The sequence below is a fragment of the Enterovibrio calviensis DSM 14347 genome, assembly GCF_000621165.1.
Lineage (GTDB): Bacteria > Pseudomonadota > Gammaproteobacteria > Enterobacterales > Vibrionaceae > Enterovibrio > Enterovibrio calviensis.
This window is the reverse complement of sequence record NZ_JHZA01000009.1, coordinates 156,848-182,579: the sequence shown is the minus strand read 5'-3', so window position 1 is coordinate 182,579 and position 25,732 is coordinate 156,848. Positions and strand designations below refer to the sequence as shown.

General features: G+C 48.0%; 22 protein-coding genes. 13 read left to right on the top strand and 9 right to left on the bottom strand.

Annotated features, from left to right (window positions below; genetic code table 11):
- The first annotated feature begins 1 nt into the window (after position 1).
- The 8 genes from murD (at position 2) to lpxC (ending at position 9,565) form a co-directional block, all read left to right on the top strand.
- The gene (gene murD, locus Q365_RS0109330; protein WP_028023093.1) at positions 2-1,342 is read left to right on the top strand and encodes a UDP-N-acetylmuramoyl-L-alanine--D-glutamate ligase; all 1,341 of its coding nucleotides are present in this window, start codon (positions 2-4) and stop codon (positions 1,340-1,342) included.
- Positions 1,339-2,550, top strand: a complete 1,212-nt coding sequence (gene ftsW / locus Q365_RS0109325) for a cell division protein FtsW (RefSeq protein ID WP_028023092.1) — start codon at positions 1,339-1,341, stop codon at positions 2,548-2,550. Before murD ends, ftsW begins: the two co-directional genes overlap by 4 nt.
- Positions 2,522-3,592: an undecaprenyldiphospho-muramoylpentapeptide beta-N-acetylglucosaminyltransferase gene (murG, locus tag Q365_RS0109320; RefSeq protein WP_028023091.1), complete on the top strand. Its 1,071-nt coding sequence runs from the start codon at positions 2,522-2,524 to the stop codon at positions 3,590-3,592. Before ftsW ends, murG begins: the two co-directional genes overlap by 29 nt.
- Before the next feature lie 12 nt (positions 3,593-3,604).
- Complete coding sequence (murC, locus tag Q365_RS0109315; RefSeq protein WP_028023090.1) at positions 3,605-5,068, top strand: UDP-N-acetylmuramate--L-alanine ligase; 1,464 nt, start codon at positions 3,605-3,607, stop codon at positions 5,066-5,068.
- A gap of 205 nt (positions 5,069-5,273) precedes the next feature.
- Entirely contained in the window at positions 5,274-6,044 is a 771-nt protein-coding gene (locus Q365_RS0109310; protein WP_028023089.1) for a cell division protein FtsQ/DivIB, read from the top strand.
- 17 nt (positions 6,045-6,061) lie between these two features.
- Positions 6,062-7,318 (top strand): cell division protein FtsA, encoded by a 1,257-nt coding sequence (ftsA, locus tag Q365_RS0109305; protein ID WP_028023088.1) that lies wholly within the window; start codon positions 6,062-6,064, stop codon positions 7,316-7,318.
- Between the two features lie 33 nt (positions 7,319-7,351).
- On the top strand, positions 7,352-8,530 hold the full coding sequence (gene ftsZ / locus Q365_RS0109300) for a cell division protein FtsZ (protein WP_028023087.1): 1,179 nt from the start codon (positions 7,352-7,354) through the stop codon (positions 8,528-8,530).
- 117 nt (positions 8,531-8,647) lie between these two features.
- A complete protein-coding gene (gene lpxC / locus Q365_RS0109295; RefSeq protein ID WP_028023086.1) occupies positions 8,648-9,565 on the top strand; it encodes a UDP-3-O-acyl-N-acetylglucosamine deacetylase in 918 nt (305 codons plus the stop codon).
- A gap of 73 nt (positions 9,566-9,638) precedes the next feature.
- Here the strand turns inward: lpxC and Q365_RS0109290 are convergent, their stop codons facing one another.
- Entirely contained in the window at positions 9,639-10,109 is a 471-nt protein-coding gene (locus Q365_RS0109290) for a DUF721 domain-containing protein (protein WP_028023085.1), read from the bottom strand.
- Positions 10,110-10,556: 447 nt separating this feature from the next.
- Here Q365_RS0109290 and secA point away from each other — a divergent pair, with 447 nt between their 5' ends.
- On the top strand, positions 10,557-13,289 hold the full coding sequence (gene secA, locus Q365_RS0109285; RefSeq protein ID WP_028023084.1) for a preprotein translocase subunit SecA: 2,733 nt from the start codon (positions 10,557-10,559) through the stop codon (positions 13,287-13,289).
- A gap of 91 nt (positions 13,290-13,380) precedes the next feature.
- Complete coding sequence (mutT, locus tag Q365_RS0109280; RefSeq protein ID WP_028023083.1) at positions 13,381-13,785, top strand: 8-oxo-dGTP diphosphatase MutT; 405 nt, start codon at positions 13,381-13,383, stop codon at positions 13,783-13,785.
- A 113-nt stretch (positions 13,786-13,898) separates the two neighbouring features.
- Here mutT and yacG read toward each other — a convergent pair whose 3' ends face one another.
- From yacG to nadC, 8 genes are all read right to left on the bottom strand, one after another.
- Complete coding sequence (yacG, locus tag Q365_RS0109275; RefSeq protein WP_028023082.1) at positions 13,899-14,096, bottom strand: DNA gyrase inhibitor YacG; 198 nt, start codon at positions 14,094-14,096, stop codon at positions 13,899-13,901.
- Between the two features lie 23 nt (positions 14,097-14,119).
- Positions 14,120-14,860, bottom strand: coding sequence for a cell division protein ZapD (gene zapD / locus Q365_RS0109270; protein ID WP_028023081.1), 741 nt, complete (start codon positions 14,858-14,860; stop codon positions 14,120-14,122).
- Positions 14,853-15,473 carry a dephospho-CoA kinase gene (coaE, locus tag Q365_RS0109265; protein ID WP_028023080.1) on the bottom strand — a complete coding sequence of 207 codons (621 nt, stop codon included), beginning with the start codon at positions 15,471-15,473 and terminating at the stop codon, positions 14,853-14,855. The genes zapD and coaE overlap by 8 nt, the downstream gene beginning before the upstream one ends.
- On the bottom strand, positions 15,474-16,346 hold the full coding sequence (locus Q365_RS0109260; protein WP_028023079.1) for a prepilin peptidase: 873 nt from the start codon (positions 16,344-16,346) through the stop codon (positions 15,474-15,476).
- Positions 16,347-16,513: 167 nt separating this feature from the next.
- A complete protein-coding gene (locus Q365_RS0109255) occupies positions 16,514-17,737 on the bottom strand; it encodes a type II secretion system F family protein (RefSeq protein WP_028023078.1) in 1,224 nt (407 codons plus the stop codon).
- A gap of 12 nt (positions 17,738-17,749) precedes the next feature.
- Positions 17,750-19,444, bottom strand: a complete 1,695-nt coding sequence (gene pilB, locus Q365_RS0109250; RefSeq protein WP_028023077.1) for a type IV-A pilus assembly ATPase PilB — start codon at positions 19,442-19,444, stop codon at positions 17,750-17,752.
- A gap of 24 nt (positions 19,445-19,468) precedes the next feature.
- Positions 19,469-19,933 carry a pilin gene (locus Q365_RS27330; RefSeq protein WP_028023076.1) on the bottom strand — a complete coding sequence of 155 codons (465 nt, stop codon included), beginning with the start codon at positions 19,931-19,933 and terminating at the stop codon, positions 19,469-19,471.
- Positions 19,934-20,150: 217 nt separating this feature from the next.
- On the bottom strand, positions 20,151-21,056 hold the full coding sequence (nadC, locus tag Q365_RS0109240) for a carboxylating nicotinate-nucleotide diphosphorylase (RefSeq protein WP_028023075.1): 906 nt from the start codon (positions 21,054-21,056) through the stop codon (positions 20,151-20,153).
- 196 nt (positions 21,057-21,252) lie between these two features.
- Here nadC and ampD point away from each other — a divergent pair, with 196 nt between their 5' ends.
- From ampD to aceE, 3 genes are all read left to right on the top strand, one after another.
- The gene (gene ampD / locus Q365_RS0109235; protein WP_035024725.1) at positions 21,253-21,798 is read left to right on the top strand and encodes a 1,6-anhydro-N-acetylmuramyl-L-alanine amidase AmpD; all 546 of its coding nucleotides are present in this window, start codon (positions 21,253-21,255) and stop codon (positions 21,796-21,798) included.
- A 316-nt stretch (positions 21,799-22,114) separates the two neighbouring features.
- Complete coding sequence (gene pdhR / locus Q365_RS0109230; RefSeq protein ID WP_028023073.1) at positions 22,115-22,888, top strand: pyruvate dehydrogenase complex transcriptional repressor PdhR; 774 nt, start codon at positions 22,115-22,117, stop codon at positions 22,886-22,888.
- Positions 22,889-23,055: 167 nt separating this feature from the next.
- On the top strand, positions 23,056-25,719 hold the full coding sequence (gene aceE / locus Q365_RS0109225; protein WP_028023072.1) for a pyruvate dehydrogenase (acetyl-transferring), homodimeric type: 2,664 nt from the start codon (positions 23,056-23,058) through the stop codon (positions 25,717-25,719).
- Positions 25,720-25,732 lie beyond the last annotated feature (13 nt).

Sequence of the window (25,732 nt, the reverse complement as noted above, 5' to 3'; positions counted from 1 at the left end):
CATGGCAGGCACCGCGAAAAAACAAATAGTGGTGATAGGGCTCGGTATGACCGGGCTTTCTGTCGTGAATCATTTGCTGCGCAAAGGCGGTGATGTTGATATCAAGGTGATTGATACACGTGCTACACCACCAGGCGCTGAGCAACTGCCTTCAAATGTCGCGTTGCATGCGGGTGGGTGGAACATGGATTGGCTATTGAGTGCCGACCAAATTGTTGCAAGCCCGGGAATTGCGCTCGCGACCCCTCAGCTTCAAGACGCCGCAGCGAAAGGCATCGAGATCGTGGGTGATATTGAATTGTTTGCGCGTGATGTGACAGCGCCTGTGATTGGTATTACTGGCTCAAACGGAAAAAGCACGGTCACTAGCCTTGTGGGCGAAATGGCAAAAGCTGCGGGTGTGAATGTTGGTGTCGGCGGTAATATTGGTTTTGCTGCGTTAGACATGCTGGCGTATGGCCACGAGCTTTACGTGTTAGAGCTGTCGAGCTTTCAATTAGAAACCACGTCGTCGCTTGATATGGCTGCCGCTGTGTTTTTGAATCTGTCAGAAGATCACATGGATCGCTATGGCGGTATGGATGACTACCGACAGGCTAAGCTGCGTATCTATGATCAAACTCAGCTTGCGGTGTGGAATCAAGATGATATCCAGACGCAAGCGCCTGCAACCACGCAAGCAGAAAGTTTCGGTTTCTCACAAGGTGAGTACACACTCACTCGTCAAGAAGGTGCAGAGTGGCTGGCAGCCAAAGGTGAGCCAATCATGGCAGTGACTGATATTGCTTTGGTCGGTCGTCACAATGTGGCTAACTGTCTTGCTGCTATGGCGCTAGCGGATGCAGTCGGGATTGACCGTGCAGCACAATGTCAGGCAATGCGCGAATATTGTGGTTTGCCTCACCGTTGCCAACAGGTGTTGGAACATCGCGGGGTTTTATGGGTCAACGATTCTAAGGCGACAAACCCTGCCAGTACCTTGGCTGCGTTGGATGGCCTTCAATTGCCCGGTAAGCTTCACCTTCTTGTGGGCGGCGACGGCAAAGGCGCGGAATTTTCATCATTGAAGCCGGTGCTCGCAGCGCTAGATGTGACCTTGTATTGCTATGGCCGAGATGGACAAGCATTTGCGAACTTAGTGTCTTCACCTGTCGTGGTGGAAACCATGCAACAAGCTATGGACATCGCGGTGGAAACGGCAAAATCTGGGGATATGGTGTTGTTGTCACCCGCCTGCGCGAGCTTCGATCAGTTCACCAATTTCATGGTACGTGGTGATACGTTTACGGCGTATGCCAAAGCCATTACCGAACATAATGCCAAGGAGACGGTGTCAGAATGATGAGTGCAAAGTGGGAAGACATGCGTGTCTTGCGTTGGTTGTCACGACCAGCGCCCACTGCTTTGTATGATAGACACCTCGTTTGGCTCTCGTTCGGACTCATGATGGTGGGCCTGATCATGGTCTCGTCTGCCTCAATTCCAGTATCGACCCGCTTGGTCGATCAGCCATTTTATTTTGCTATCCGTCAGGGAGTGTACCTCGTTGGTGCGCTCATTATCGCTGCGATCGCAATGCAAATCCCATTGGCTCGCTGGCAACAACTCAGCATTCCCATGTTGTTTATCTCATTAGGGTTGCTGATAGCGGTTTTGGTCGTAGGACGCTCAGTGAACGGTGCAGTGCGTTGGTTGCCGTTAGGCGTCATTAACCTTCAGCCAGCTGAAGTGGCGAAACTGTCCCTCTTTTTGTTTATTGCCGGTTATCTCGTGCGCCGACATGGTGAGGTGCGAGAAAGCTTTACAGGGTTCCTGAAGCCACTGGCTGTGTTGGTTGTTATAGCCGGTTTGCTCCTGCTACAACCGGATTTGGGCTCCGTGGTGGTAATGTTTGTCACCACCGTTGGCATGCTGTTTATTGCTGGCGCTAAGTTGTGGCAATTTGGCGTGCTGCTCTTTAGTGGATTAGGGCTGGTGGGCTTACTGATTATCGCCGAGCCTTATCGTGTCGCGCGTGTCACGTCGTTTTTAGACCCTTGGCAAGACCCGTTTGGCAGTGGTTATCAGCTAACCCAATCTCTCATGGCATTTGGTCGAGGGGATTGGTGGGGGCAAGGGCTAGGAAATTCCATTCAGAAACTGGAATATTTGCCCGAAGCGCATACTGACTTTGTTATTGCCGTACTTGCTGAAGAGTTAGGCTTAGTCGGCGTTGTCGTGGTGCTATTAATGGTCTTTGCACTGGTTTTCCGCGCACTGTTTATCGGCAAGCGTTGCCTTGAGGCAAATCAGTTGTTTGGCGGCTTTCTCGCCTTTGGTATCGGCATTTGGTTTGCGTTTCAGGCGCTTGTGAATGTGGGCGCGGCAGCGGGAATTGTGCCAACGAAGGGCTTGACCTTGCCACTGGTCAGTTATGGTGGATCCAGTTTATTTATTATGTCGACAGCGGTAGCCATTCTTCTTCGTATTGATCATGAATACCGTTTAGAAACTTCTCAGGCGCACCAACGAATTGTGACCCATGAAAAACGAAAACGAACAAAAGCATAAAAAGTTATTAGTGATGGCCGGAGGGACTGGCGGTCACGTTTTCCCAGGGCTAGCGGTTGCCAATGAACTGCAGCAACAAGGTTGGGAAATCCGCTGGTTAGGAACAGCGGATAGAATGGAAGCAGATTTGGTGCCTAAACATGGCATTGAGATCGACTTTATTGAAGTAAAGGGGCTGCGTGGTTCAGGCTTTGCGCGTAAACTTCTCGCCCCTTGGATGGTGATAAACGCGGTACGCCAAGCGCGTAAACATATTCAACAATTTCAGCCGGATGCCGTGCTCGGTATGGGCGGCTATGTGAGCGGCCCTGGTGGCTTAGCGGCGTGGTTGAGTGGCATTCCTGTTGTGTTGCACGAACAAAATGCCGTCGCAGGTTTAACCAATCAGTGGTTGGCTAAAATTGCCAAGCGTGTGTTGCAAGCGTTCCCTGGTGCATTTCCTCATGCGGAAGTGGTTGGGAATCCGGTAAGGAAAGATGTGTGCGAATTGCGTGACGCAGCGCCTTATAAAGATGGATCGCCTCTGAATATTCTTGTGATGGGAGGCAGCCAAGGGGCTCGCATTCTCAATCACACCGTGCCAGAAGCTTTGGCATTGCTAAAACGCGATGTGATTGTTCGCCATCAAGCCGGTAAAAGCAGCCAAGCAGATACGCTTAACCGTTTCGCGCAAGCAAAGGTTGATAATGTTGAAGTTACCGAATTTATTGATGACGTTGCAAAGGCGTATGACTGGGCAGACGTATTGATTTGTCGTTCAGGGGCGTTAACCGTTTCTGAAGTCTCTGCAGCGGGCGTTCCATCGATTTTTGTGCCGTTTCAACACAAAGACCGCCAACAGGCATTGAACGCAGAACATTTAGTACAAGATGGCGCAGCCATCATGATTGAGCAACCCGATTTGACCGCTGAAAAGCTGGCTTCGGCGTTAGAACACCTAGATTCACAGTCGTTGATGACAATGGCACACGCTGCGAAACGTGCAGCGATTACCGATGCGGCAGCGCGTGTTGCTGCTGTCATCAAAGACGTAGCGAAATAAGAGAACAAAGTGATGGGCAAGTTTGATAGTCATCAGTTAGAAAAAATTAGAACCATGGTGCCAGAAATGCGCCGTGTTAAGCGTATTCACTTTGTCGGTATCGGCGGCGCAGGTATGTGCGGTATTGCCGAAGTATTATTGAACGAAGGTTATGAGGTTTCAGGGTCTGATTTGTCAGAGAATCCTGTCACGCAGCGTCTTGAGAGCAAAGGGGCAAAAGTCTTCTTTGGCCATGCTGAAACTAACGTAGACGGCGCGAGTGTGGTGGTGGTATCTACTGCCATTCAGCAAGACAACCCTGAACTCGTTGCGGCAAAATCGGCGCGTATTCCTGTGGTTCGCCGAGCCGAAATGCTGGCCGAGCTGATGCGTTACCGCCATGGCATCGCCGTTGCAGGTACGCACGGTAAAACTACAACCACTGCGCTGACGACGTTGATCTACCAAGAAGCCGGGCTTGACCCAACGTTTGTTAATGGTGGCTTGGTAAAAAGTGCAGGTACGAATGCGCGTTTGGGCTGCAGCCGTTATCTCATTGCAGAGGCAGATGAAAGCGATGCGTCTTTCCTGCATTTGCAGCCTATGGTCGCGATTGTGACCAATATTGAAGCCGACCATATGGATACCTATGGCGGTAACTTCGATAACTTGAAGCAAACCTTTATCGATTTTCTGCACAAATTGCCGTTCTACGGACAGGCAGTCATGTGTATCGATGATGCAGTTGTCAGAGAAATCATCCCATTGATTGGTCGCCAAGTGATCACTTATGGATTCTCTGATGATGCCGACGTGCAACTGAGAGATTATCGTCAAGAAGGCCAGAAAGGCATATTTACCATTCGTCGCAATGGCAAGCCTGATTTAAACATTGAGCTTAATATTCCTGGTCGCCACAATGCGCTAAACGCCGCAGCAGCGGTTGCTGTTGCGACCGAAGATGGCGTAGAAGACGAAGCCATTTGGCGTGCACTTGTGAACTTTGAAGGTACAGGACGCCGTTTCGATCAGCTGGGCTTGTTCCCTGTTGACGATGGTGAGGCTTTGCTGGTGGATGACTATGGTCATCACCCAAGTGAAGTCGATGTCACGATTCAAGCGGCGCGAGCGGGCTGGCCGGATAACCGCCTTGTGATGGTATTCCAACCGCACCGATATAGCCGAACACGTGATCTGTATGATGACTTTGCCAACGTACTCGAAAACGTCGATGTGCTGTTGATGCTAGACGTTTACTCCGCGGGAGAAGCACCAATCGCTGGCGCAGATGGTCGTAGCCTTTGCCGCACACTACGTGGTCGCGGCAAGATCGATCCGATCTTCGTTTCCGACGTAGAAGCATTGCCAGCGGCACTGGGGGCGGTGTTGCAACCCGGTGATTTAGTTCTGACACAAGGCGCGGGTGATATTGGTAAAGTGGCTAGAAAACTGGCTGAAATGAAACTAGACAAAAAGGCGCTGAACGCACAGATATAAGCGTGATTGCACGTGTTGCAATGCGGCAAAATGGGTTGTGTCTAATTTTTAACCTAATTTTGCACGATTTGCATGTATTTGATCTCAGCTTTATCACTTATGCGTCAACAAGGCTTGGTGACCTGTCAAACTGACCGTTATAATCCGGTCGGCTTTGTATACCGAAGCGACAGGTTGCCCAATAGAGGCGAGGCATTAGCCTGAAATGACAGATGTGACCGCGAATGACATACCGGCTCAACCTTCAATGTTAAGAGAACATTGGGGGGGGCTGGTGTTTTTGGTGTTTGTCATTTTAGCGATTCTGTGGCTGTTACTCCGAGTCCTCAATTGGATGGGAGATGAAAAACAACTGCCTTTGTCCCAAATTGTTGTACAAGGCGAATTAATACATTTGTCGTCGGTGGAAGTCAGAAACGCCGTCCTTCAAATTGGGCCTTTGCAAAGCTTTATGTTGCAAGACGTGGATGATATTCACGGCGCTATTTCGGCCTTACCTTGGGTTGCTAATGTCGCGGTTCGTAAGCAGTGGCCAGATACATTAAAAGTTGATGTGACTGAATACATACCTCAAGCAGTCTGGAATGGATCTCAATTGCTAGATGTAGGTGGTATCGCGTTTAGCGCTAGCCCTGATGACGTCAAAGAAAAAGGCTTAGTGTCTTTGCATGGCCCTGAGGGAAGCGAGAAAGAAGTGTTGGATGCATGGCGTGAAATGCGCGATATCTTGCAGCCTACCCAACTTAATATCGCAGCCTTGGCGCTAAATGAACGCCGCTCTTGGCGAATAGTGACACAAGACGGAATTCGGATTGAGTTAGGCCGAGAATCGAGACAAGAAAGATTACATCGTTTTGTGGATGTCTTTGATGATATGAATTCCACGGGACGAGATATTCAATACGTAGATTTGCGCTATGACACTGGCGCTGCGGTGGGCTGGAAAGCCCCTGAACAAGCGCTCAGTGAAGAGTAAGCCTAAGAGTAGATGGAATGAAGCAAGCAACTGACAGACCACTGATTGTTGGATTAGATATCGGGACATCGAAAGTCTCAGTGTTAGTCAGTGAGATATTACCTGATGGCGCAGTGAATGTACTGGGTGTAGGTACAACACCGTCTCAGGGGATGGATAAAGGTGGTGTTAACGACCTTGAATCTGTCGTGAAATCGGTTGAGCGAGCAGTCAATGGCGCAGAAATGATGTCTGACTGTAAGATTCATTCTGTATTTTTATCGTTGTCAGGTAAGCACATTCATTGTTTAACTGAGCGCGGCATGGGTACGATTTCTGATGAAGAAGTCACCCAAGATGATGTAGATATGGTTATCCATACTGCGAAGTCTGTAAAAATTAGTGACGAGCAGCGTGTGCTGCATGTGATCCCGCAAGAATACAAAATAGACTATCAAGAAGGGATCAAAAACCCAGTAGGGCTTTCTGGCGTCCGTATGGAAGCTAGCGTGCATCTGATCACCTGCCACAACGACACGGCGCGTAATATCGAAAAAGCGGTAGAACGATGTGGCCTGAAAGTTGATCAGTTAATTTTTTCTGGGTTGGCCGCGAGCCATGCGGTGATCACCGCAGATGAAAGAGAATTAGGTGTTTGTGTCGTCGATATCGGCGGCGGAACCATGGACATTGCAGTATGGACTGGTGGTGCGTTGCGTCATGCAGCGGTGATTCCATACGCAGGTAATGTAATCACTAGTGATATTGCTTATGCATTCGGCACGCCTTTGAGTGACGCAGAGAAAATCAAAGTGAAACACGGGTGTGCGCTAGGTGAGCTAGTGAATAAAGATGCCAAGGTCAATGTACCGAGCGTGGGTGGGCGTCCTTCACGGAGCCTACAGCGTCAAACATTGGCTGAAGTCATTGAGCCACGTTGCAGTGAATTGCTGGGGTTGGTGCAGCATGAATTGGAACGTGTGCAGGAACGATTACGCGCACAAGGCGTGAAGCATCAATTGGCCGCAGGCGTAGTCCTGACGGGCGGTGCTGCACAAATGCAAGGATTGGTGGAATGTGCAGAGCGCGTATTCCAAAACCAAGTCCGCGTGGGTCTTCCTTCTGGTGTGACAGGGTTGACGGATTACGTCAATGCACCTTATCACGCCACCGCAGTGGGTTTATTACACTACGGCAAAGACAATCTATTGAACGAAACGAGCGAGCCAGAGCCTAAACGAACTGTGTCAGGAATGTTCAGTAAGTTTAGTGGCTGGATCAAGAAAGAATTTTAAACCTGATGCGAACAGGAATGACGGAGAGAACACATGTTTGAACCGATGATGGAAATGTCCAATGACGCGGTAATTAAAGTCGTTGGTGTTGGCGGCGGCGGTGGTAATGCAGTCGAACACATGGTGCGTGAGTCAATTGAAGGGGTGGAGTTCATCACCATCAATACGGACGCTCAGGCGCTGCGTAAGACGGCTGTAAGTACGGTTATTCAAATCGGTGGTGACATCACGAAAGGTCTTGGTGCGGGTGCAAACCCACAAGTTGGCCGTGAGTCAGCATTGGAAGATCGTGAAGCGATTAAAGCTGAGCTCGAAGGTGCCGATATGGTATTTATCGCAGCGGGTATGGGCGGTGGTACTGGTACCGGTGCTGCACCTGTTATCGCTGAAGTGGCAAAAGAGCTGGGTATCCTTACCGTAGCCGTTGTGACTAAGCCGTTTAGCTTTGAAGGCAAGAAGCGTCTTGCGTTTGCTGAGCAAGGAATCGAAGAGCTGTCTAAGCACGTTGATTCATTGATCACCATTCCAAATGAGAAGCTTCTAAAAGTACTGGGCCGCGGTATTACGCTGCTTGATGCTTTTGCAAAAGCCAATGACGTATTGCGTAACGCAGTACAAGGCATTGCAGAGCTGATCACTCGCCCTGGCTTGATTAACGTCGACTTTGCGGACGTACGTACCGTGATGTCTGAGATGGGTCATGCCATGATGGGTAGCGGTGTCGCAACCGGTGAAAACCGTGCGGAAGAAGCTGCCGAAATGGCGATTTCAAGTCCGCTACTGGAAGATATCGATTTGGCTGGTGCACGAGGCGTTCTCGTAAATATTACAGCTGGTTTTGATATGCGACTGGATGAATTCGAAACTGTGGGCAACACTGTAAAGGCATTTGCCTCAGATAATGCCACTGTGGTTATCGGTTCTTCTATGGATCCAGAGATGAGTGACGAATTGCGCGTAACCGTAGTCGCTACTGGTATCGGCAACGAGCGTAAGCCAGACATCACTTTGGTTCCTGGAACTCAAAAACCAGCACCAGTGGAAAACAAGGCACAACCTTTGCAAGAAACGCCAAAGGCGGCAACAAATGTTTCAAGTGGACAGGCGATCGAAAGTTCAGCTCAACCACAGACATCTAACGTTGCGCCTAAGCCGAAGCAAGAACAAGACTATCTGGATATTCCTGCATTCTTGCGTAAGCAAGCGGATTAATCAGGCGGCGCTTGGTTTGTGTACAGCAGCATGATATTATGCTGCCCGTTTTGTCTCGTTGTGACACCGTAATGGGTGACATGAGGCGCAAAAAAAGATTTCAGTTGGGAATGGCAGATGATTAGACAGCGAACATTAAAAACTATTGTTCAAACGACTGGGGTGGGTTTGCACTCTGGACGTAAGGTCACATTGATCCTGCGCCCAGCGGCAGCTAACACCGGCGTTATTTATCGTCGTACTGACCTGAATCCTCCTGTGGATTTTCCAGCAGATCCAGCGTCAGTTCGCGATACCATGCTGTGTACTGCACTGGTCAATGACGATGGCGTTCGTATTTCTACCGTAGAGCACTTAAATGCTGCGCTTGCTGGTATGGGTATCGATAACGTTATCGTTGAAGTAGATGCACCAGAAATCCCAATCATGGATGGTAGCGCGAGCCCATTCATCTACTTGTTGCAATCAGCGGGTATTGAAACACTTAATGCACCAAAACGCTTTGTGCGCATTAAGAAACCTGTTCGCATCGAAGACGGCGACAAGTGGGCTGAACTGCTACCTTATGATGGTTTCCGTTTAGATTTCGCCATTGATTTCAATCACCCTGCGATTGAATCTGAGCAACAAAATCTGGTGATGGATTTTTCTTCGCAAGCGTTTATCAAAGACATTAGCCGTGCAAGAACCTTTGGTTTCATGCGTGACATTGAGTACCTCCAGTCACGTAACCTGTGTCTTGGCGGTAGCTTCGATTGTGCGATTGTTCTTGATGATTACCGCATCCTGAACGAAGACGGCCTGCGTTTTGACAATGAACTGGTTAAACACAAAGTGCTAGACGCTATTGGCGATCTATACATGTGTGGACATAACATCATTGGTGAAATGCGTGCATTCAAGTCAGGTCACGCGTTGAATAACCAACTGCTTCGCGCAGTGCTTGCAGACCAAGAAGCTTGGGAATGGGCAACATTTGAAAACGAGCAGACACTGCCAGTGACATTTGCAGAGCCGGGTATGGTTCTAGCCTAAGCAAGTTATGAACACAAAAAAACCGGCGATAATACGCCGGTTTTTTTATGTCATTTTTTATTGAACTGAGGTTCTATTTACTGCGGTTTCGTTCTGCCAATTCAGCAATGGCTTCCAATTTCTTTTTCACTTTCTCAGGCGCTGACTGCGCGATCATCCTTAAGCACTCAGCCGCGGCTGGGCTTACCGTGCGCCATTCTTTTGCTTTCTCTATCTTTTCTGCTTCAGCTTGCTCTCGTCTTGCCAATTCTGGGTTAACTTTAATTTCTATAGTCATCAGTGATGGCAAAGTATCGCGGCGAAGCGCCGACATTAACGTATGGCGGTCATAGTTGAGTCGCGTCGCCCATGAGGAAGACCCGCACTCTAAGATCAGAATGCCATCGCGGTAATTTGCGACACGGCAATGCTGTGCGGATGCAGGAGGAAGCAGAGCTTTCACTTGTTGGCTGAGCTGCGAGAGCACCATCGCCCTTTGACGGACTTGTCCAGTTAGGCCATTTTCCAGTAAATCTTGCGCAGCTTTCGGTCTATGGTCTCTCATAATCAATTCGCAGTTGTTGCACTGCCTCAAAGAGTAACAGGGCTTTTGGGTTCTCACCATGCCTGTTACATAGAACAGAGAAAAAGTGAAAGAATAACTGAAGATAAAATGCACTAATATCGAACACAAAATGCACTAACTTGGCGTTGCTCGTTGGGCGGGTTCTAATTTTTGTTATCTAACGAGACTCGACCCGCATTACAGGTGGGCTGTACCGCCGATATGGCTTATGATAATTACCCTAAGTGCTAATCTAGTTTGATTAAATGATCCACTGGCCTTGAAAACACCAAATCGAGGCACAAGATCAAAACCACGAAAAGAATAGTCGCTAACTTTTCCAAAAAAGAATTTTGAGCAGAGGGGCATGCTGACTTTCTCTGCCTCGCAGTATCCTGGCTTTGGCCCCCACGCTAAAGCGAAAAAAATGAGAGAAACGGCAAAGCCATGTTATCGAAACTAATCACCAAAGTAATCGGAAGCCGCAATGACCGCACACTGCGCCGCCTTCGTAAAGTCGTAAACGAAATCAATAATCTTGAGCCTCAGTTTGAAGCACTCAGTGATGATGACCTAAAAGCGAAAACTGCTGAATATCGTCAGCGTATCGAACAGGGGGAATCGCTTGATGTTATTTTGCCTGAAGCGTTTGCCACCGTGCGTGAAGCCTCTAAACGTGTATTCGGTATGCGTCACTTCGACGTGCAGCTGATTGGCGGTATGGTTCTTAACAATGGCCAAATCGCAGAAATGCGCACAGGTGAAGGTAAAACCCTGACCGCAACACTGCCTGCTTACCTGCATGCGTTAACGGGTAAGGGCGTTCACATTGTTACCGTGAATGACTACCTTGCTAAGCGTGATGCCGAAACCAACCGCGCGTTGTTTGAATTCCTTGATATGACTGTTGGCATTAACGTGCCAAACATGCCACCTCCAGAGAAAAAAGCGGCTTACTTAGCGGATATTCTTTATGGAACAAATAACGAATTCGGTTTTGATTACCTGCGTGACAACATGGCATTTCGTGCTGAAGACCGTGTTCAGCGTGAGCGCTACTTCGCAGTGGTCGATGAAGTCGACTCCATCCTTATCGATGAAGCGCGTACGCCACTGATCATTTCTGGCCCAGCTGAAGACAGCTCAGAAATGTACACGCGTATCAATGCACTGATCCCACAGTTGATCCGCCAAGACAAAGAAGACAGTGAAGAATATCGCGGTGAAGGTCACTTCACAGTAGACGAGAAATCGAAGCAAGCTCACCTGACTGAAAATGGTCAAGAGTTTGTGGAAGATATGCTGAAGAAAAATGAATTGATGGAAGAGAACGATACGCTTTACTCTCCAGCGAACATTTCATTGCTTCACCATATCAATGCCGCATTGCGTGCACACGTGCTGTTCGAAAAAGACGTTGATTACATCGTCAAAGACAACGAAGTTATCATCGTCGATGAGCACACGGGTCGTACTATGCCAGGCCGTCGCTGGTCTGAAGGTCTTCACCAAGCGGTTGAAGCCAAAGAAGGCGTTAAGATCCAAAACGAAAACCAAACGTTGGCATCTATCACCTTCCAGAACTTCTTCCGTTTGTACGACAAACTGTCTGGCATGACAGGTACTGCTGATACGGAAGCGTTCGAATTCCAATCCATTTATGGTTTGGATACCGTGGTTATTCCAACCAATAAACCTATGGTTCGCGATGACATGGCGGATCAGGTTTATATGACTGAGCGCGAAAAATTCGCCGCGATTATCGAAGACATCAAAGTACGCAGCGCAAAAGGCCAGCCAAGCCTAGTGGGTACTGTGTCTATCGAGAAGTCTGAACTACTTTCAAACGCCCTAAAACAAGCCGGTGTGAAACACGCCGTCTTGAATGCTAAGTTCCACGCGCACGAAGCTGATATCGTTGCTGATGCGGGTTCACCGGGTGCCGTGACAATCGCAACCAACATGGCAGGCCGTGGTACGGATATCGTGTTGGGTGGTAGCTGGCAGACTGACGTGGCTAAGTTGGAAAACCCGACTGAGCAACAGATTGCCGATATTAAAGCGAAATGGCGTGAGACCCATGAAGCGGTGAAAGCGGCGGGTGGTTTACACATCATTGGTACTGAACGTCACGAATCTCGCCGTATCGATAACCAGTTACGTGGTCGTTCTGGTCGTCAGGGTGACCCAGGTTCAAGCCGTTTCTACTTGTCGATGGAAGATTCACTGATGCGCATTTTTGCGTCTGACCGTGTGTCTAACATGATGAAGAAGCTGGGCATGGAAGAAGGCGAAGCGATTGAGCACCCATGGGTGAATAAGGCGATTGAAAACGCCCAACGTAAAGTTGAAGGTCGAAACTTCGACATTCGTAAACAGCTTCTAGAATTCGATGATGTTGCTAACGATCAACGTAAAGTGGTTTACGAGCTGCGTGATGAGTTGATGGAAAGCAATGACATTAGCGAGATGATTGAGCACAACCGCGAGGATGTGATCGGTGATGTCGTCGACCAGTACATTCCGCCTCAATCTCTTGACGAGATGTGGGACATTGATGGTCTGGAAAAACGTTTGAAAGCCGACTTTGACGTTGAGCTTCCGCTACAAGAGTGGTTGGATAACGACGACAAACTGTATGAAGAACAGCTGCGTGAGCGCATTCTGAATAACATCATTGATGTTTACCGCTCAAAAGAGAGCGCAGTCGGTGTTGAAACCCTGCGTAACTTCGAAAAAGCCGTCATGCTTCAAACGCTAGATACCCTGTGGAAAGAACACTTAGCGGCAATGGATCACCTTCGTCAAGGTATTCACCTACGTGGCTATGCACAGAAAAACCCTAAACAAGAGTACAAGCGCGAATCGTTTGAACTGTTTGAAGGCATGCTGGACTCATTGAAGTCAGACGTTGTAATGACGCTGAGCCGTGTTCGCGTTCAACAGCCTGAAGAAGTTGACCGCATGGAAGAGCAGCGCAGAGCGCAAGCGGAAGAGGCTGCTCGTCGTCAACAAGTTAGCCATGCAGACGCGGTCAGCCAGCTAGATGATGACCAAGGTGATGCTTCTGAAAGCGTCTCTGAAACGGTTGTTCGCGATGGCCGCAAGGTGGGTCGTAACGATCCTTGCCCATGTGGTTCAGGTAAGAAGTTCAAACAGTGTCACGGTAAAATTAACTAATTTTACGGTGTTAGCCCTAGTGGGTTAGACTCTGAATAACACCCGAAAGGCCGCTTAGCGGCCTTTTTTATGGAAAGAGAGTTCGTATTACATGGAAAAGAAGCAAATACACATCGCAGCGGGCATCATTCTTAGTGCCGATTGCAGTGAAATCTATATTACTCAACGCGCTGCTAAAGCGCACCAAGGCGGCTTTTGGGAGTTTGCTGGCGGCAAAGTCGAGGCAGGTGAAACACCAGAGCAGGCGGTGACACGTGAGCTTGATGAAGAAGTGGGTATTGTGGCTACAACGCTTGAGGCATTTACATCACTGGCACATGACTATCCTGATAAAGCCCTCCAGTTCGATTTTTATCTCGTGAAAGCTTTCAATGGCGAGCCATTTGGCAAAGAAGGACAGCCGGGGAGATGGGTTAAGATTGCGGAGCTTGGTAACTATCCGTTCCCAGAAGCGAATGATGCGGTGTTGGACAAGATCAAAAAAGTATTGGGTTAGAATTGTACGCTTAAGGACGAGTCATAAACGTTGCTTTGAGCAGCGTTACGCAAATGACTCGAGCCTTATATACCCAAGCACAGGTTACCTGAGTATATTATCGTCATCGTGTCTTATTGGTTTTCCGACCAACCATCACCGTCTGACATATCGGGTGCGCCAGCAATGCGCTTTTCTTCGTCGGCCCATTCACCTAGATCAATAAGCTGGCAGCGCTTGCTGCAAAACGGTCTGAAAGGACTGATTTCGCCCCATACAACGGGAAGTGAGCATTGTGGGCATTTTACGATGATAGGCTTATCTTGATTCACTGAAACCTCTTTTCAAAAACTGTTTAACACACCGCTATTGATAGTGCCATGGTATCTGCAACGGCTTGGTTTTCATCAAACGGCATGAAGCGTATAGCAAACCGAGATTTATGACCAGACACTAATGGAAATGCGTTGTAGTCCGGTGAAATCTGAATACGAAGCAAGGTCGCGCCTTCAACATCTTGTTGGTAAAAACCATTGATGACGATACTCGGTTGAAGCGCAGCGCCTCCTCGCGTCAAGCGAAGCCAAAACGTCAGCGCGTTTTCCAACGGTTTAAGGGAGCTTATCCAAGCATTAGCATCAGATTGGCGGTGCGCCAAAGGAAGGTTCAGCCAATGATGCAGAGACGGTAAGTCAAAGCTGCATGTTCCGCCTGGAATTGAGAATCGCTGGCGGATGGAGGAAAGAAACTTATCTTCTCTCAGTGCCTGTCCTAATCGAGGAGCTTGAAGTAAGACCTGTTGTAGTCGACGACTTTCTAGCAATAGCTGAGTCAGTTGTTCGGTATCGACATTCGGTACATTAAGCCATGCTTCTAACTTGGATCGTTGCTTTTCAAGATCTTTGGCAAGATCGCCTTTCACTTGCACTTGTTCCAAGATCTCAGCCAGCTCGAATAGGCTTTTGAAGAAAACACTCCAATGAGAATCACTGGTCAGTGACGATGACTGATTGATTTGTTTGAGAAGATACTCGAGCCGCAGGTAAACGCGAACCTGCTCATTCAAAGGGTGCTCGTATAAGGTATCGTTACTCATGGTGATTCTCAGTATCTTGTTCGGCTAAAGTCAGGTATTGAAGGTGCAACTTGTTCACTTGACGGATTAGTTCGTCCTGCGCGCATTCATTAACGATAACGTCATCGGCAAGGGCAAGTCTATCCTCTCGCGTTGCTTGAGCGGCTAAAATTCGCTTTACCTGCTCATTTGAGACGCTGTCTCGTCGTGATGCACGTTCAATTTGGGTCTGTTCAGGCACATCAACCACAAGGACGCGGTCACACAGGGCTTGTAGTCCGTTTTCAACAAGCAAAGGAATAACGAGCAAGCAGTAAGGGGATTGAGCTTGCTGAGTCTGGGTGCGCATTTCATGGCGAATTTTTGGGTGCAGCAATGCATTGAGCCAGTCTTTGTCTGCGGGGTGCGAAAAAACGTGCTCACGAAGCGCCGCACGGTTAAGTGCGCCGGTGTCATCCAGCATTGTCTCGCCAAATTTCGCGGCGATGGCGTTTAGTCCATCAGAGCCTCGCTCCACGACTTGGCGAGCAATGATATCGGCATCCACTACCTCAATGCCTTTGTCTGCAAACAGATTCGCCACCGTGGTTTTTCCGCTACCAATGCCGCCAGTGACGCCAATAACAAAAGCCATTTAATAACCCAAATAAGACGTTAAATACCAATCTAGGATGTTATTGCCCCAGAGCAGACTAATCCAGCCCGCAATCGCAAGATAAGGGCCAAATGAGAAAGGTGTTTCTTTCCCTGTCCCTTTTACGCGCATTAAGACGATGCCACAAATTGCACCAACAAATGAGGCAAATAAAATCACCATAGGCAGTGCTTGCCAACCGAGCCAAGCCCCAAGAGCGGCTAAGAGCTTGAAGTCGCCATATCCCATACCTTCTTTGCCAGTAAGCAGCTTAAAGAGTTGGAACACACTCCATAGCGACAGGTAACCTGCCATGGCACCAATCACGGCATCTTGTAGCGAAAGGGGAGATATACCGATTACAGCCAGTAACATCCCACTCCACATTAGCGGAAGCGTCATTTGATCTGGCAGCAGCATGGTGTCGATATCGATAAAGCACAGGGCAACCAGCACAAAAGTAGCCGCAATCACAGCCAGCGACCAGTAAGAACCCGGTAAGGTATATGCGGTGACGCCAACGAGCACTGCGGTTAGCAACTCAACGAATGGATAACGAACACTGATAGGCGTTTTGCAATGTCGACATTTACCACCGAGTACTAGCCAACTAAGAACGGGCACATTGTCGATGGCTTTAACGGGCGCCTGACAAGACGGACAATGTGAGCGAGGAAGGCTTAGATTGAATACCTCATCGTCTTTAGGCGCGGGCATCTCGTCAGGAAAGCACTCGTGGCACTCTGAGCGCCATTGCGCCTCCATCATTTTTGGAAAGCGATAAATGACGACATTGAGAAAACTGCCAACGATGAGTCCAAATAAAGACGCGAGAAATACATACAGACTCGGTGAGTCGAACAGCCAATCCATGTTGAAATCCAGTGGTAGTGTATAGCGACATGATAACGGGTTGTGAAGCCGGTCTCTATCCTCTTATTCACTGAATTTAAACATCTATCGAAAGTCAGAAGCATTTTCGTGTAATAAGAGAATTGAAATTACCAATGCAACAAAGAACTATAAATGACAATAGCTGGTTAGCCCATGACACTCATTAAGTCGAACATCGGCAAATACATGGCAACCACCAAGGAGCCGATCAATAACCCCAATGTCACGATGATCAGTGGTTCGAGGATTTTACCGAGGTTATCGACGGTGTTATCGACGTCCGCTTCGTACAATCCCGCCACTTTGTTGAGCATGTCATCGAGTGAGCCGGACTCTTCGCCAATCATCACCATTTGCGTCATCATGTCTGGAAATGCATCTGTTTCTTGAATGGCGCGATGCAATGGACGCCCCCCTGACGTTTGCTTATGAACGTCCTCGATAACCTGCTTGAAGTAGGTGTTATTGGCGGTTTTTCCTGCAGCGGATAGGCCGTTGAGTAAAGGAATGCCCGCACTGAAGGTGGTTGCTAGGGTGCGAGTGAAGCGTGCCAGTGTGGCTTTGGTGAGTACATCGCCCAAAATAGGGATGCTAAGTGAAAAGCGACTGGCTTTAAGCCGAAATTGATAGCTTTTTTGGTGATAGGCTTTGAATACTAGCCCCGCAACCACAATGGCAATGAACATATACAAGCCATAGTTTTGTAGCGCATCGGATACGCCAAGTACTTTTTGGGTGAACCAAGGTAATTCAGAATTAAACGACGAAAAAATATCTTTAAACGTTGGGATAACAAATAGCAGCATGCCAATGCTTACCAATAGGGCAATCGTGAACACGATGCTCGGGTAAATCATTGCCTTGATGACTTTGGATCGTGTTTCTTCGCCCTTTTCGCGATAAACACAAATGCGGGCGAATATAAGCTCTAAGCGACCGGTTTGCTCGCCTGTTGCGACAAGATCGCAGTAAAACTGATCGAACAGGGTTGAGCTTGATTTCATCGCCTGAGCCAGTGAGGATCCCGCTTCGATATGGCTATAAATTTGGCCGATGATAAGCTTCATTTCGGCTTTCTTGGCGCTGGTTTTTAAAAGTTGTAGGGTTTCTCCTAGCGGAACGCCAGCTTCCAGCATAGTCGCCATTTGGCGCGTAAACATGGTGATGTCTTTGGCTGTGGCGGTGTTTTTGCGTTTGACCCATGACGACGGTGAACTGCGTTTGATTTTGACGATGTGAACACGCTGCTCAGCCAATATGCTTCTGGCATCTTGTTCGTTGTAGGCCAGCAATTGCCCTTTGATTTTTGCGCCTTTGGAGGTGTTGCCGCGCCATTGGAATACGTAGAGCTTTCGAGTCGTTGAGGCCATGAGAGTTCCTTTTTACAGGCTAATAACGCGTTGGAGTTCTGCTAGACTGGTGGTGCCCTGATTGAGCTTTTCAATGCCAGAAAGAGGAAGCGTCAGCATGCCATTACTAAGGGCAATACTTTCAAGTTGCGAAGCGGATACGCCACTGCCGATGGCTTCAGACAGCGCACGGTCAATGCGCATCACTTCATAAATCCCAATCCGACCCAAATAACCATGGTTACAGTGATCGCACCCTTCAGGGTTTGCTTGATACACATGAGTTGGTAACAAACTTGGGTAATGAGCTATCAAGGCTGTGAGCTGATGATCATCTTGATCATGAGGCACTTTGCAATGGTGGCACAAGCGGCGTGCCAGACGTTGCGCAATAATCAAGGTTAACGATGCGGCAAGGTTATAGGGTGCGACGCCCATGTTCGCCAAACGGGTAATGCTCTCCGCGGCTGAGTTAGTGTGTAGTGTCGATAATACCAAGTGTCCGGTTTGCGCTGCTTTGATGCCAATCTCAGCGGTTTCAAGATCGCGCATCTCGCCAACCATGACCACATCAGGATCTTGGCGCAGGAATGCACGCAGGGCAGTGGCGAAATCCAACTTGATGTCGTTGTTGATATTAACTTGGTTAATACCAGGCAAGTTGATTTCGACTGGGTCTTCCGCAGTGGAAATGTTGCGCTCGGCAGTGTTGAGGTATTTAAGACCTGTATACAAGGAAACTGTTTTACCGCTGCCTGTTGGACCCGTCATGAGAATTAAGCCTTGGGGTTTATCCAGTGCCGTCAAGTAATCCTGCTTTTGTTTTTCACTGTAACCCAGCGAGTCGATGTCCAGCGCGACACTGCCGCCATCAAGTATACGAAGCACCACTTTCTCGCCAAACAATGTGGGCAAAGTGGAAACACGCATATCAATGGACTTTCCGTCTGATAACGTCAGTTTGATGCGCCCATCTTGCGGTAAGCGGCGTTCAGCAATATTTAGCTTGGCAAGGATTTTCAAGCGGGTAGACAAGCGGCGTGATATACCCACTGGCGGAGAGCCGTGGGTTTGCAAAATGCCATCTAAACGAAAACGAATTTGATAGCGCTGTTCAAAGGGCTCGAAATGAATATCAGACGCTTGCTTGCGCACTGCATCCATTAATACTTGTTGAATATAGCGGCTAACCGGGGCTTCGTCAGTGACAAGCTCATCAGTATTAGCATCGTCATCGAATTGAGCAAGATCCTCGAGTTCCGAATCACTGACGGATTTGGAGTCACTATGAGTAGATGCTATCTGCTTGCCGTAGAGTTTGCGTATCGCGCCAACTAATTGTTGGTGATCAACAAGAACCGGTTTGATTTGCAAGCCAGTGGCGAAGCGGAAATCGTCTTGGGCCTCGAGATTGGTAGGGTCACTGACTGCTAAAATTAATGTATTAAAGGTACTGCTAAGTGGTAGTGTCTTATGTTTAAAAATAAGCTCTTTTTGGTTTACACTTTTACAAGTATCTTCATAAGGAAAGTCAGTTACTGAGTGGACTTCCTCGCCAAGAATCGATCCTATGGTTTTTGCAAGACTTAGACTACTAAAATACCCGCGAGAAATAAGAAAATCAGGTAAAAAGTAGTTACCTTTTACCTGTTCTTCGGAGAGCTCTTTGACTTGCACCTCAGAAATATAACTCTTTTGGTGCAAGAGCCCTATAAGTTGGCTGTTCAATTTAGAACGCTGTATTAGCTATACTTAACTACCTGTGTTACAACCATCAAGAGGACCTACAGCGGTTATTATTGCTGCTGATGCCAGACAGTGCCAAGCTTCTGCATTGCGAGTAAATGTTATTGTAGAGCCGCTGAAGGTTGCATGGTCAGCGTCGAATGTAAATACTAGAGTACCTGAAACAGCTTCATCGTCACCCTCAGCTGGAGTAGCTGCAGTACCGGTGATTTCACCCAAGCCACCAACCACGAAAGTATCGCCAGGTGCTGGGTCTAAATTAGTAGCAAAAGTTGCAAGGGAGTTTGTGCCATTTTCTGCTATGTGAAGTTCTGCTTTTGTCAGTAAGCTTTTAACTGATGCTAGGCCAGCACTCGCATCTGCTTCCAGCTTATATTTACTGTAAGCGGGCACGGCAATTGCCGTCAACGCACCAATAATCCCAACAACAATCAAAAGCTCAATTAAGCTAAAACCTTTTTGTTTTTTCATTGCCTTTTCTCTCCATTTCTTATGTGCAGCAAAGTGCTGTAGTGGCGTTACGATACGGCGTATAAAAAGAGGAAAACAGCAGATAAAAAGGGACTTTCGAGCGGTGAGTTGTCTTTTTTGTAAATGAGTTGTTTATCAGTTGCGAGCGTGTGACAGCGACATGAATAATGCAGACATAATGTCTGCATTATCGATAGTTCTTAATACTTTTAGGGGGTTACTTGAGACGCATGGACAAATCCATGGCATGAATATGTTTCGTCAGCGCCCCGACTGAAATGTAATCAATCCCCGTTTCTGCAAACTCGCGCAGAGTTGCCAAGGTGACATTGCCGGACACTTCCAGCGCGATACGGCCTTGGTTGAGTGCCACGGCTTCACGCATCATTTTTGTGGTGAAGTTATCAAGCATCACAATATCAGCGCCGGCATCAATGGCTTGTTGCAGCTCTGCCAAACTTTCGGTTTCCACTTCGACGGGTTTACCTGGATTCAGTTGCTTGGCGGTGCTCACTGCGCCTTGAATGCCACCACAGGCAATGATGTGGTTTTCTTTAATCAGATAAGCATCGTACACACCGATACGGTGATTAAAGCCACCGCCACAAGTCACGGCATATTTCAGCGCGTTGCGAAGACCGGGGATGGTTTTTCGGGTATCGAGCAGGCGCGTTTTTGTACCTGCGAGTTTTTCGACGTAGCGTGCGGTTTCCGATGCACAGCCTGAAAGGGTTTGGATAAAGTTCATGGCATTACGTTCGCCAGTGAGCAAAGCGCGAGCTGGACCACTTAATTCACACAGCACTTGGTTGGGTTCAACCTTGTCACCATCTTTTACTTTCCATGTAATGGTCACTTCACCGCCCAACTGGCGGAACACTTCATCAGCAAAGTCGCGTCCACAAAACACCCCATGATCACGGGTGATAATGGTGGCATTGGACCTTGTGCTGGCAGGGATAAGGCTGGCTGTGATGTCTTGTTCTGCATCTATGCTTCCGCCAAGGTCTTCTTTTAGCGTATCCGCCACACAACGAACGATGTCGTCTTGCAGGTGTTCTTTCAGGTAGGTCAATCGAGTTTGGCTATCGTGAACGCGTGACGCATTGGCTTGTTCTGACATGGTGGTTCCATCACAGGTAAATACAAAATAATGACAGGGCGGAGCCCAAAGCTATGGTTAGCAAGTTTACCTGTGAGGGAATGAGATTGCGAGGCATGCATTTGTGAGATCAGCGCGTTTAAATTGTTAGGGATTTTGATGAAAAGGATTAAAATGCTCAGCACTTGTTTATAGGGACGAAACAAAGAATCACTTCATGTTAACTATTACTTGTCATCTGTTGGATTGTGCGTCTCATATACCGTCGCCGCACCATAATCAAAGACCGAACCCTAGCGATATTTCCCTGCTCGTCATTCATAACATCAGCTTGCCGCCTGGCGAGTTTGGTGGCCCTTATATTGAGCAGTTTTTTCAAGGTGAGTTAACGTCGACCGCGCACCCTTATTTTGATGAAATCCGAGAAATGAAGGTGTCAGCGCATTGCTTGATTAAACGAGATGGCGCAGTGGTGCAGTTTGTTCCTTTTGATCAACGTGCTTGGCATGCTGGCGTTTCTTCTTTTGAAGGTCGCGATCAGTGTAATGACTACTCCATTGGTATCGAATTAGAAGGCACTGATGATTTGCCTTATACCGATTTGCAATACCAACGTTTGGCAGAAGTGGCCAAATCCATTCAACACCACTACCCCGCTATCACAGCGTCACGAATCACCGGCCATAGTGATATCGCGCCCGGAAGAAAAACCGATCCTGGCAGGTCATTTAACTGGAAGGCATTTCGCGCTCTGATCCGGTGATTGGCGAAGGGATAAAACACCTCTTGTCGTAACGCTTTGTTTACGCATGTGTTCCTGAAATGAAACCGTCATGAATCACATAGTACATTTTTATGGAAGTATCCAAATAAATTGGTCTGACCATTGTGAATTCAGGGTTTAAAAGGCATTCAGCGTCTTAGTGTAATTTCTATGACGCAAATCAAGTTTACGGTAGACACTTAAGCCTCATTCTGGTAACTTTTCACCTGCTTTGTAATTGGTCTTACCAATTGACAAGATCGGTAAATGGGAAGGGACGCGCAGGCACTCCGGCGCCAAATAACTAAGAAGAACGATGGCTATACAACGGATTCGTCAACCCAAACTGTCAGATGTTATCGAGAAAGAGCTAGAAAGCCTGATTCTTGAAGGCACATTATCGCCGGGGCAAAAACTGCCTCCAGAGCGTGAACTTGCTAAGCAATTTGATGTTTCTCGCCCTTCTGTTCGAGAAGCTATTCAGCGATTAGAAGCAAAGAAATTACTGAACCGTAAGCAAGGTGGCGGCACCTTTGTCAGTGAAGGGTTATGGCAACGATTTTCTGAGCCACTCATTGATTTATTGGCCGAACACCCAGAAAGCCAACTTGATTTATTAGAGTCTCGTCACGCACTTGAAGGTATCTCTTCATATTTTGCTGCATTACGAGGCACTGAAGAAGATTTAACGCGAGTGTGTCATTGTCACGATAATATTCGCGAAGCTCAGCAACTTGGTGATATCAAAGCCGAAGCCGCTGCTGTTATGCAATACTTGATAGCCGTGACCGAAGCGTCACACAACGTGGTATTGCTGCATATTATGCGCAGCCTGGCTCCTTTGCTTGAGCACAACATTTTACAAAACTTTGAATTGCTGAATCGACGTAACGATGTCGTCGATAAAGTAAGCAAACACAGAGCTAACATTGTGCAAGCCATTACTGCCGGGGAACCAGAAAAAGCCCGTCAGGCATCGCATGCACATTTGGCTTTTATAGAGGAAACACTGTTGGATTTGGGCAGAGAAGATAGTCGCCGTGAGCGCTCGCTTCGCCGGATTCAGCAACGCAAGGACGAATCGGAATAATGCCAATCGCACTAGATATTTGTTCAGCCTTTCGAGGCAGCATTTGGGCAAATACATAGTGCGATTGGTGTATGAAATCCGAAAACTTTAACGCGTTGTCAGGATGCGTTTTTCAGCTGCGACAACATTAGTTTTGTACAAGTCAATCAACGAAAGGATAGATCGCCATGTCTGAAGTCATGAAAAGTGACGTGGACGTACTTGAAACTCAAGAGTGGTTAGAAGCTCTTGCATCAGTCGTCCGTGAAGAAGGTGTAGAACGCGCCCAGTTCCTACTTGAGCAAGTAATGGAAAAGGCGCGCCTTGATGGTGTTGATATGCCAACAGGCGTCACCACCAACTATGTGAATACCATCCCTGCGGATAAAGAACCAGCATATCCAGGTGACGTAAACCTGGAGCGTCGTATTCGTTCTATCATTCGTTGGAACGCGATCATGATCGTGTTGCGTGCATCGAAAAAAGACTTGGATTTGGGCGGCCACATGGCGTCTTACCAGTCTGCTTCTGCATTCTACGAAGTGTGCTTTAACCATTTCTTCCGTGCACCTAACGAGGTGGATGGTGGTGACTTGGTTTACTACCAAGGTCACATCTCTCCGGGTATCTACTCGCGTGCGTTTGTTGAAGGCCGCCTGACTGAAGAGCAGCTAGACAACTTCCGTCAAGAAGTGGATGGCAAAGGTATTCCTTCATACCCGCACCCTAAATTGATGCCTGAATTCTGGCAGTTCCCAACCGTTTCTATGGGTCTGGGTCCTATCTCTGCTATCTATCAAGCTCGCTTCCTGAAATACCTAGAAGGTCGTGGCCTGAAACAAACTAATGCTCAGCGCGTTTATGCGTTCTTGGGCGATGGTGAGATGGATGAGCCAGAATCACGCGGTGCGATCTCATTCGCTGCTCGTGAAAAGCTTGGCAACCTATGCTTCCTGATCAACTGTAACCTTCAGCGCCTAGATGGCCCAGTTATGGGTAACGGCAAGATCATCCAAGAACTGGAAGGTCTGTTCAAAGGTGCAGGTTGGAACGTAGTGAAAGTGGTTTGGGGTAGCGGCTGGGATAAACTTCTTGCTAAAGATACCACGGGCAAACTGCTTCAACTGATGAACGAAACCATCGATGGTGACTACCAGACGTTTAAGTCTAAAGATGGTGCCTACGTTCGTGAGAACTTCTTCGGCAAATACCCAGAGACTGCAGCACTGGTTGCTGATATGACTGACGATGAAATCTTCGCGCTTAAGCGTGGCGGTCATCAGCCATCTAAGTTGTATGCAGCATTCAAAAATGCCGAGCAAACCACTGATCGTCCAACCGTTATCCTAGCGAAAACCGTTAAAGGTTACGGCATGGGTGAAGCGGCGGAAGGTAAGAACATCGCGCACGGTGTGAAGAAAATGGACATGACCCATGTTCAGCACCTACGTGATCGCCTAGGCCTGCAAGAGCTGGTTTCTGATGAAGACATGAAAGCTCTTCCATACTTGAAATTGGAAGAAGGCTCAGCAGAATACGAATACATGCATGCGCGTCGTAACGCACTGCACGGCTACACGCCTAAGCGTCTGCCTAAGTTCACTGAAGAGCTTGTGGTTCCAGAAGTGGAAGAGTTCAAACCTCTGCTTGATGAGCAGAAGCGTGATATCTCAACCACCATGGCATTTGTTCGTACTCTGAACATTCTGCTAAAACACAAAGGCATTGGTAAGAACATCGTTCCTATCATTGCAGACGAAGCACGTACTTTCGGTATGGAAGGTCTGTTCCGTCAAATCGGTATTTACAACCCATCGGGTCAGGAATACACCCCTGAAGACCGCAGCGTTGTTTCTTACTACAAAGAAGCGACCTCAGGTCAGGTTCTGCAAGAAGGTATCAATGAACTGGGCGCAATGTCGTCTTGGGTCGCTGCTGCAACTTCATACAGCACCAACGATTTGCCAATGATCCCGTTCTACATCTACTACTCAATGTTCGGCTTCCAACGTGTGGGCGACATGGCGTGGATGGCTGGCGACCAACAAGCACGTGGCTTCCTATTGGGTGCAACGGCAGGTCGTACAACGTTGAACGGTGAAGGTCTACAGCACGAAGATGGTCACAGCCACATTCAGGCGAACACTATCCCTAACTGTATTTCTTACGACCCGACGTTCGCGTACGAGTTGGCAGTTATCATGCAAGACGGTATCCGTCGCATGTACGGTCCAGAACAAGAAAACGTGTTCTACTACCTAACGCTGATGAACGAGAACTACGCAATGCCAGCAATGCCAGAAGGCGCTGAAGAAGGCATTCGTAAGGGTATCTACAAGCTTGAGTCTTATGCTGGTGCAAACAAAGTTCAATTGATGAGCTCTGGTACCATCATGAACGAAGTTCGCAAAGCCGCTCAAATCCTTAGCGAAGACTACGGCGTTGCGTCTGACATTTACTCTGTTACCTCTTTCAATGAGCTAACGCGTGAAGGTCAAGATGCTGAGCGTTTCAACATGCTAAACCCAGATGCAGAGCAGAAAGTGCCATACATCACCCAAGTGATGGGTTCTGAGCCAGCAATCGCAGCGACTGACTACATGAAGAACTACGCAGAACAAGTTCGTGCGTTCATGCCTTCTGAGTCTTTCAAAGTGTTGGGTACGGATGGCTTCGGTCGTTCAGACAGCCGTGAGAACCTGCGTCGTCACTTCGAAGTGAATGCAGGCTACGTTGTTGTTGCTGCACTAAGCGAGCTAGCAAAACGTGGTGATATCGAGAAATCTGTCGTGGTTGAAGCGATTAAGAAATTCGATATCGATACTCAGAAAGTGAACCCACTGTACGCGTAAGAGGCATAAATCA

Coding starts and splice junctions, on each gene's coding strand:
- murD (WP_028023093.1), top strand. CDS start 2: ATGGCAGGCACCGCGAAAAAACAAATAGTGGTGATAGGGCTCGGTATG.
- ftsW (WP_028023092.1), top strand. CDS start 1,339: ATGATGAGTGCAAAGTGGGAAGACATGCGTGTCTTGCGTTGGTTGTCA.
- murG (WP_028023091.1), top strand. CDS start 2,522: ATGAAAAACGAAAACGAACAAAAGCATAAAAAGTTATTAGTGATGGCC.
- murC (WP_028023090.1), top strand. CDS start 3,605: ATGGGCAAGTTTGATAGTCATCAGTTAGAAAAAATTAGAACCATGGTG.
- Q365_RS0109310 (WP_028023089.1), top strand. CDS start 5,274: ATGACAGATGTGACCGCGAATGACATACCGGCTCAACCTTCAATGTTA.
- ftsA (WP_028023088.1), top strand. CDS start 6,062: ATGAAGCAAGCAACTGACAGACCACTGATTGTTGGATTAGATATCGGG.
- ftsZ (WP_028023087.1), top strand. CDS start 7,352: ATGTTTGAACCGATGATGGAAATGTCCAATGACGCGGTAATTAAAGTC.
- lpxC (WP_028023086.1), top strand. CDS start 8,648: ATGATTAGACAGCGAACATTAAAAACTATTGTTCAAACGACTGGGGTG.
- Q365_RS0109290 (WP_028023085.1), bottom strand. CDS start 10,109: ATGAGAGACCATAGACCGAAAGCTGCGCAAGATTTACTGGAAAATGGC.
- secA (WP_028023084.1), top strand. CDS start 10,557: ATGTTATCGAAACTAATCACCAAAGTAATCGGAAGCCGCAATGACCGC.
- mutT (WP_028023083.1), top strand. CDS start 13,381: ATGGAAAAGAAGCAAATACACATCGCAGCGGGCATCATTCTTAGTGCC.
- zapD (WP_028023081.1), bottom strand. CDS start 14,860: ATGAGTAACGATACCTTATACGAGCACCCTTTGAATGAGCAGGTTCGC.
- coaE (WP_028023080.1), bottom strand. CDS start 15,473: ATGGCTTTTGTTATTGGCGTCACTGGCGGCATTGGTAGCGGAAAAACC.
- Q365_RS0109260 (WP_028023079.1), bottom strand. CDS start 16,346: ATGGATTGGCTGTTCGACTCACCGAGTCTGTATGTATTTCTCGCGTCT.
- Q365_RS0109255 (WP_028023078.1), bottom strand. CDS start 17,737: ATGGCCTCAACGACTCGAAAGCTCTACGTATTCCAATGGCGCGGCAAC.
- Q365_RS27330 (WP_028023076.1), bottom strand. CDS start 19,933: ATGAAAAAACAAAAAGGTTTTAGCTTAATTGAGCTTTTGATTGTTGTT.
- nadC (WP_028023075.1), bottom strand. CDS start 21,056: ATGTCAGAACAAGCCAATGCGTCACGCGTTCACGATAGCCAAACTCGA.
- ampD (WP_035024725.1), top strand. CDS start 21,253: ATGTTAACTATTACTTGTCATCTGTTGGATTGTGCGTCTCATATACCG.
- pdhR (WP_028023073.1), top strand. CDS start 22,115: ATGGCTATACAACGGATTCGTCAACCCAAACTGTCAGATGTTATCGAG.
- aceE (WP_028023072.1), top strand. CDS start 23,056: ATGTCTGAAGTCATGAAAAGTGACGTGGACGTACTTGAAACTCAAGAG.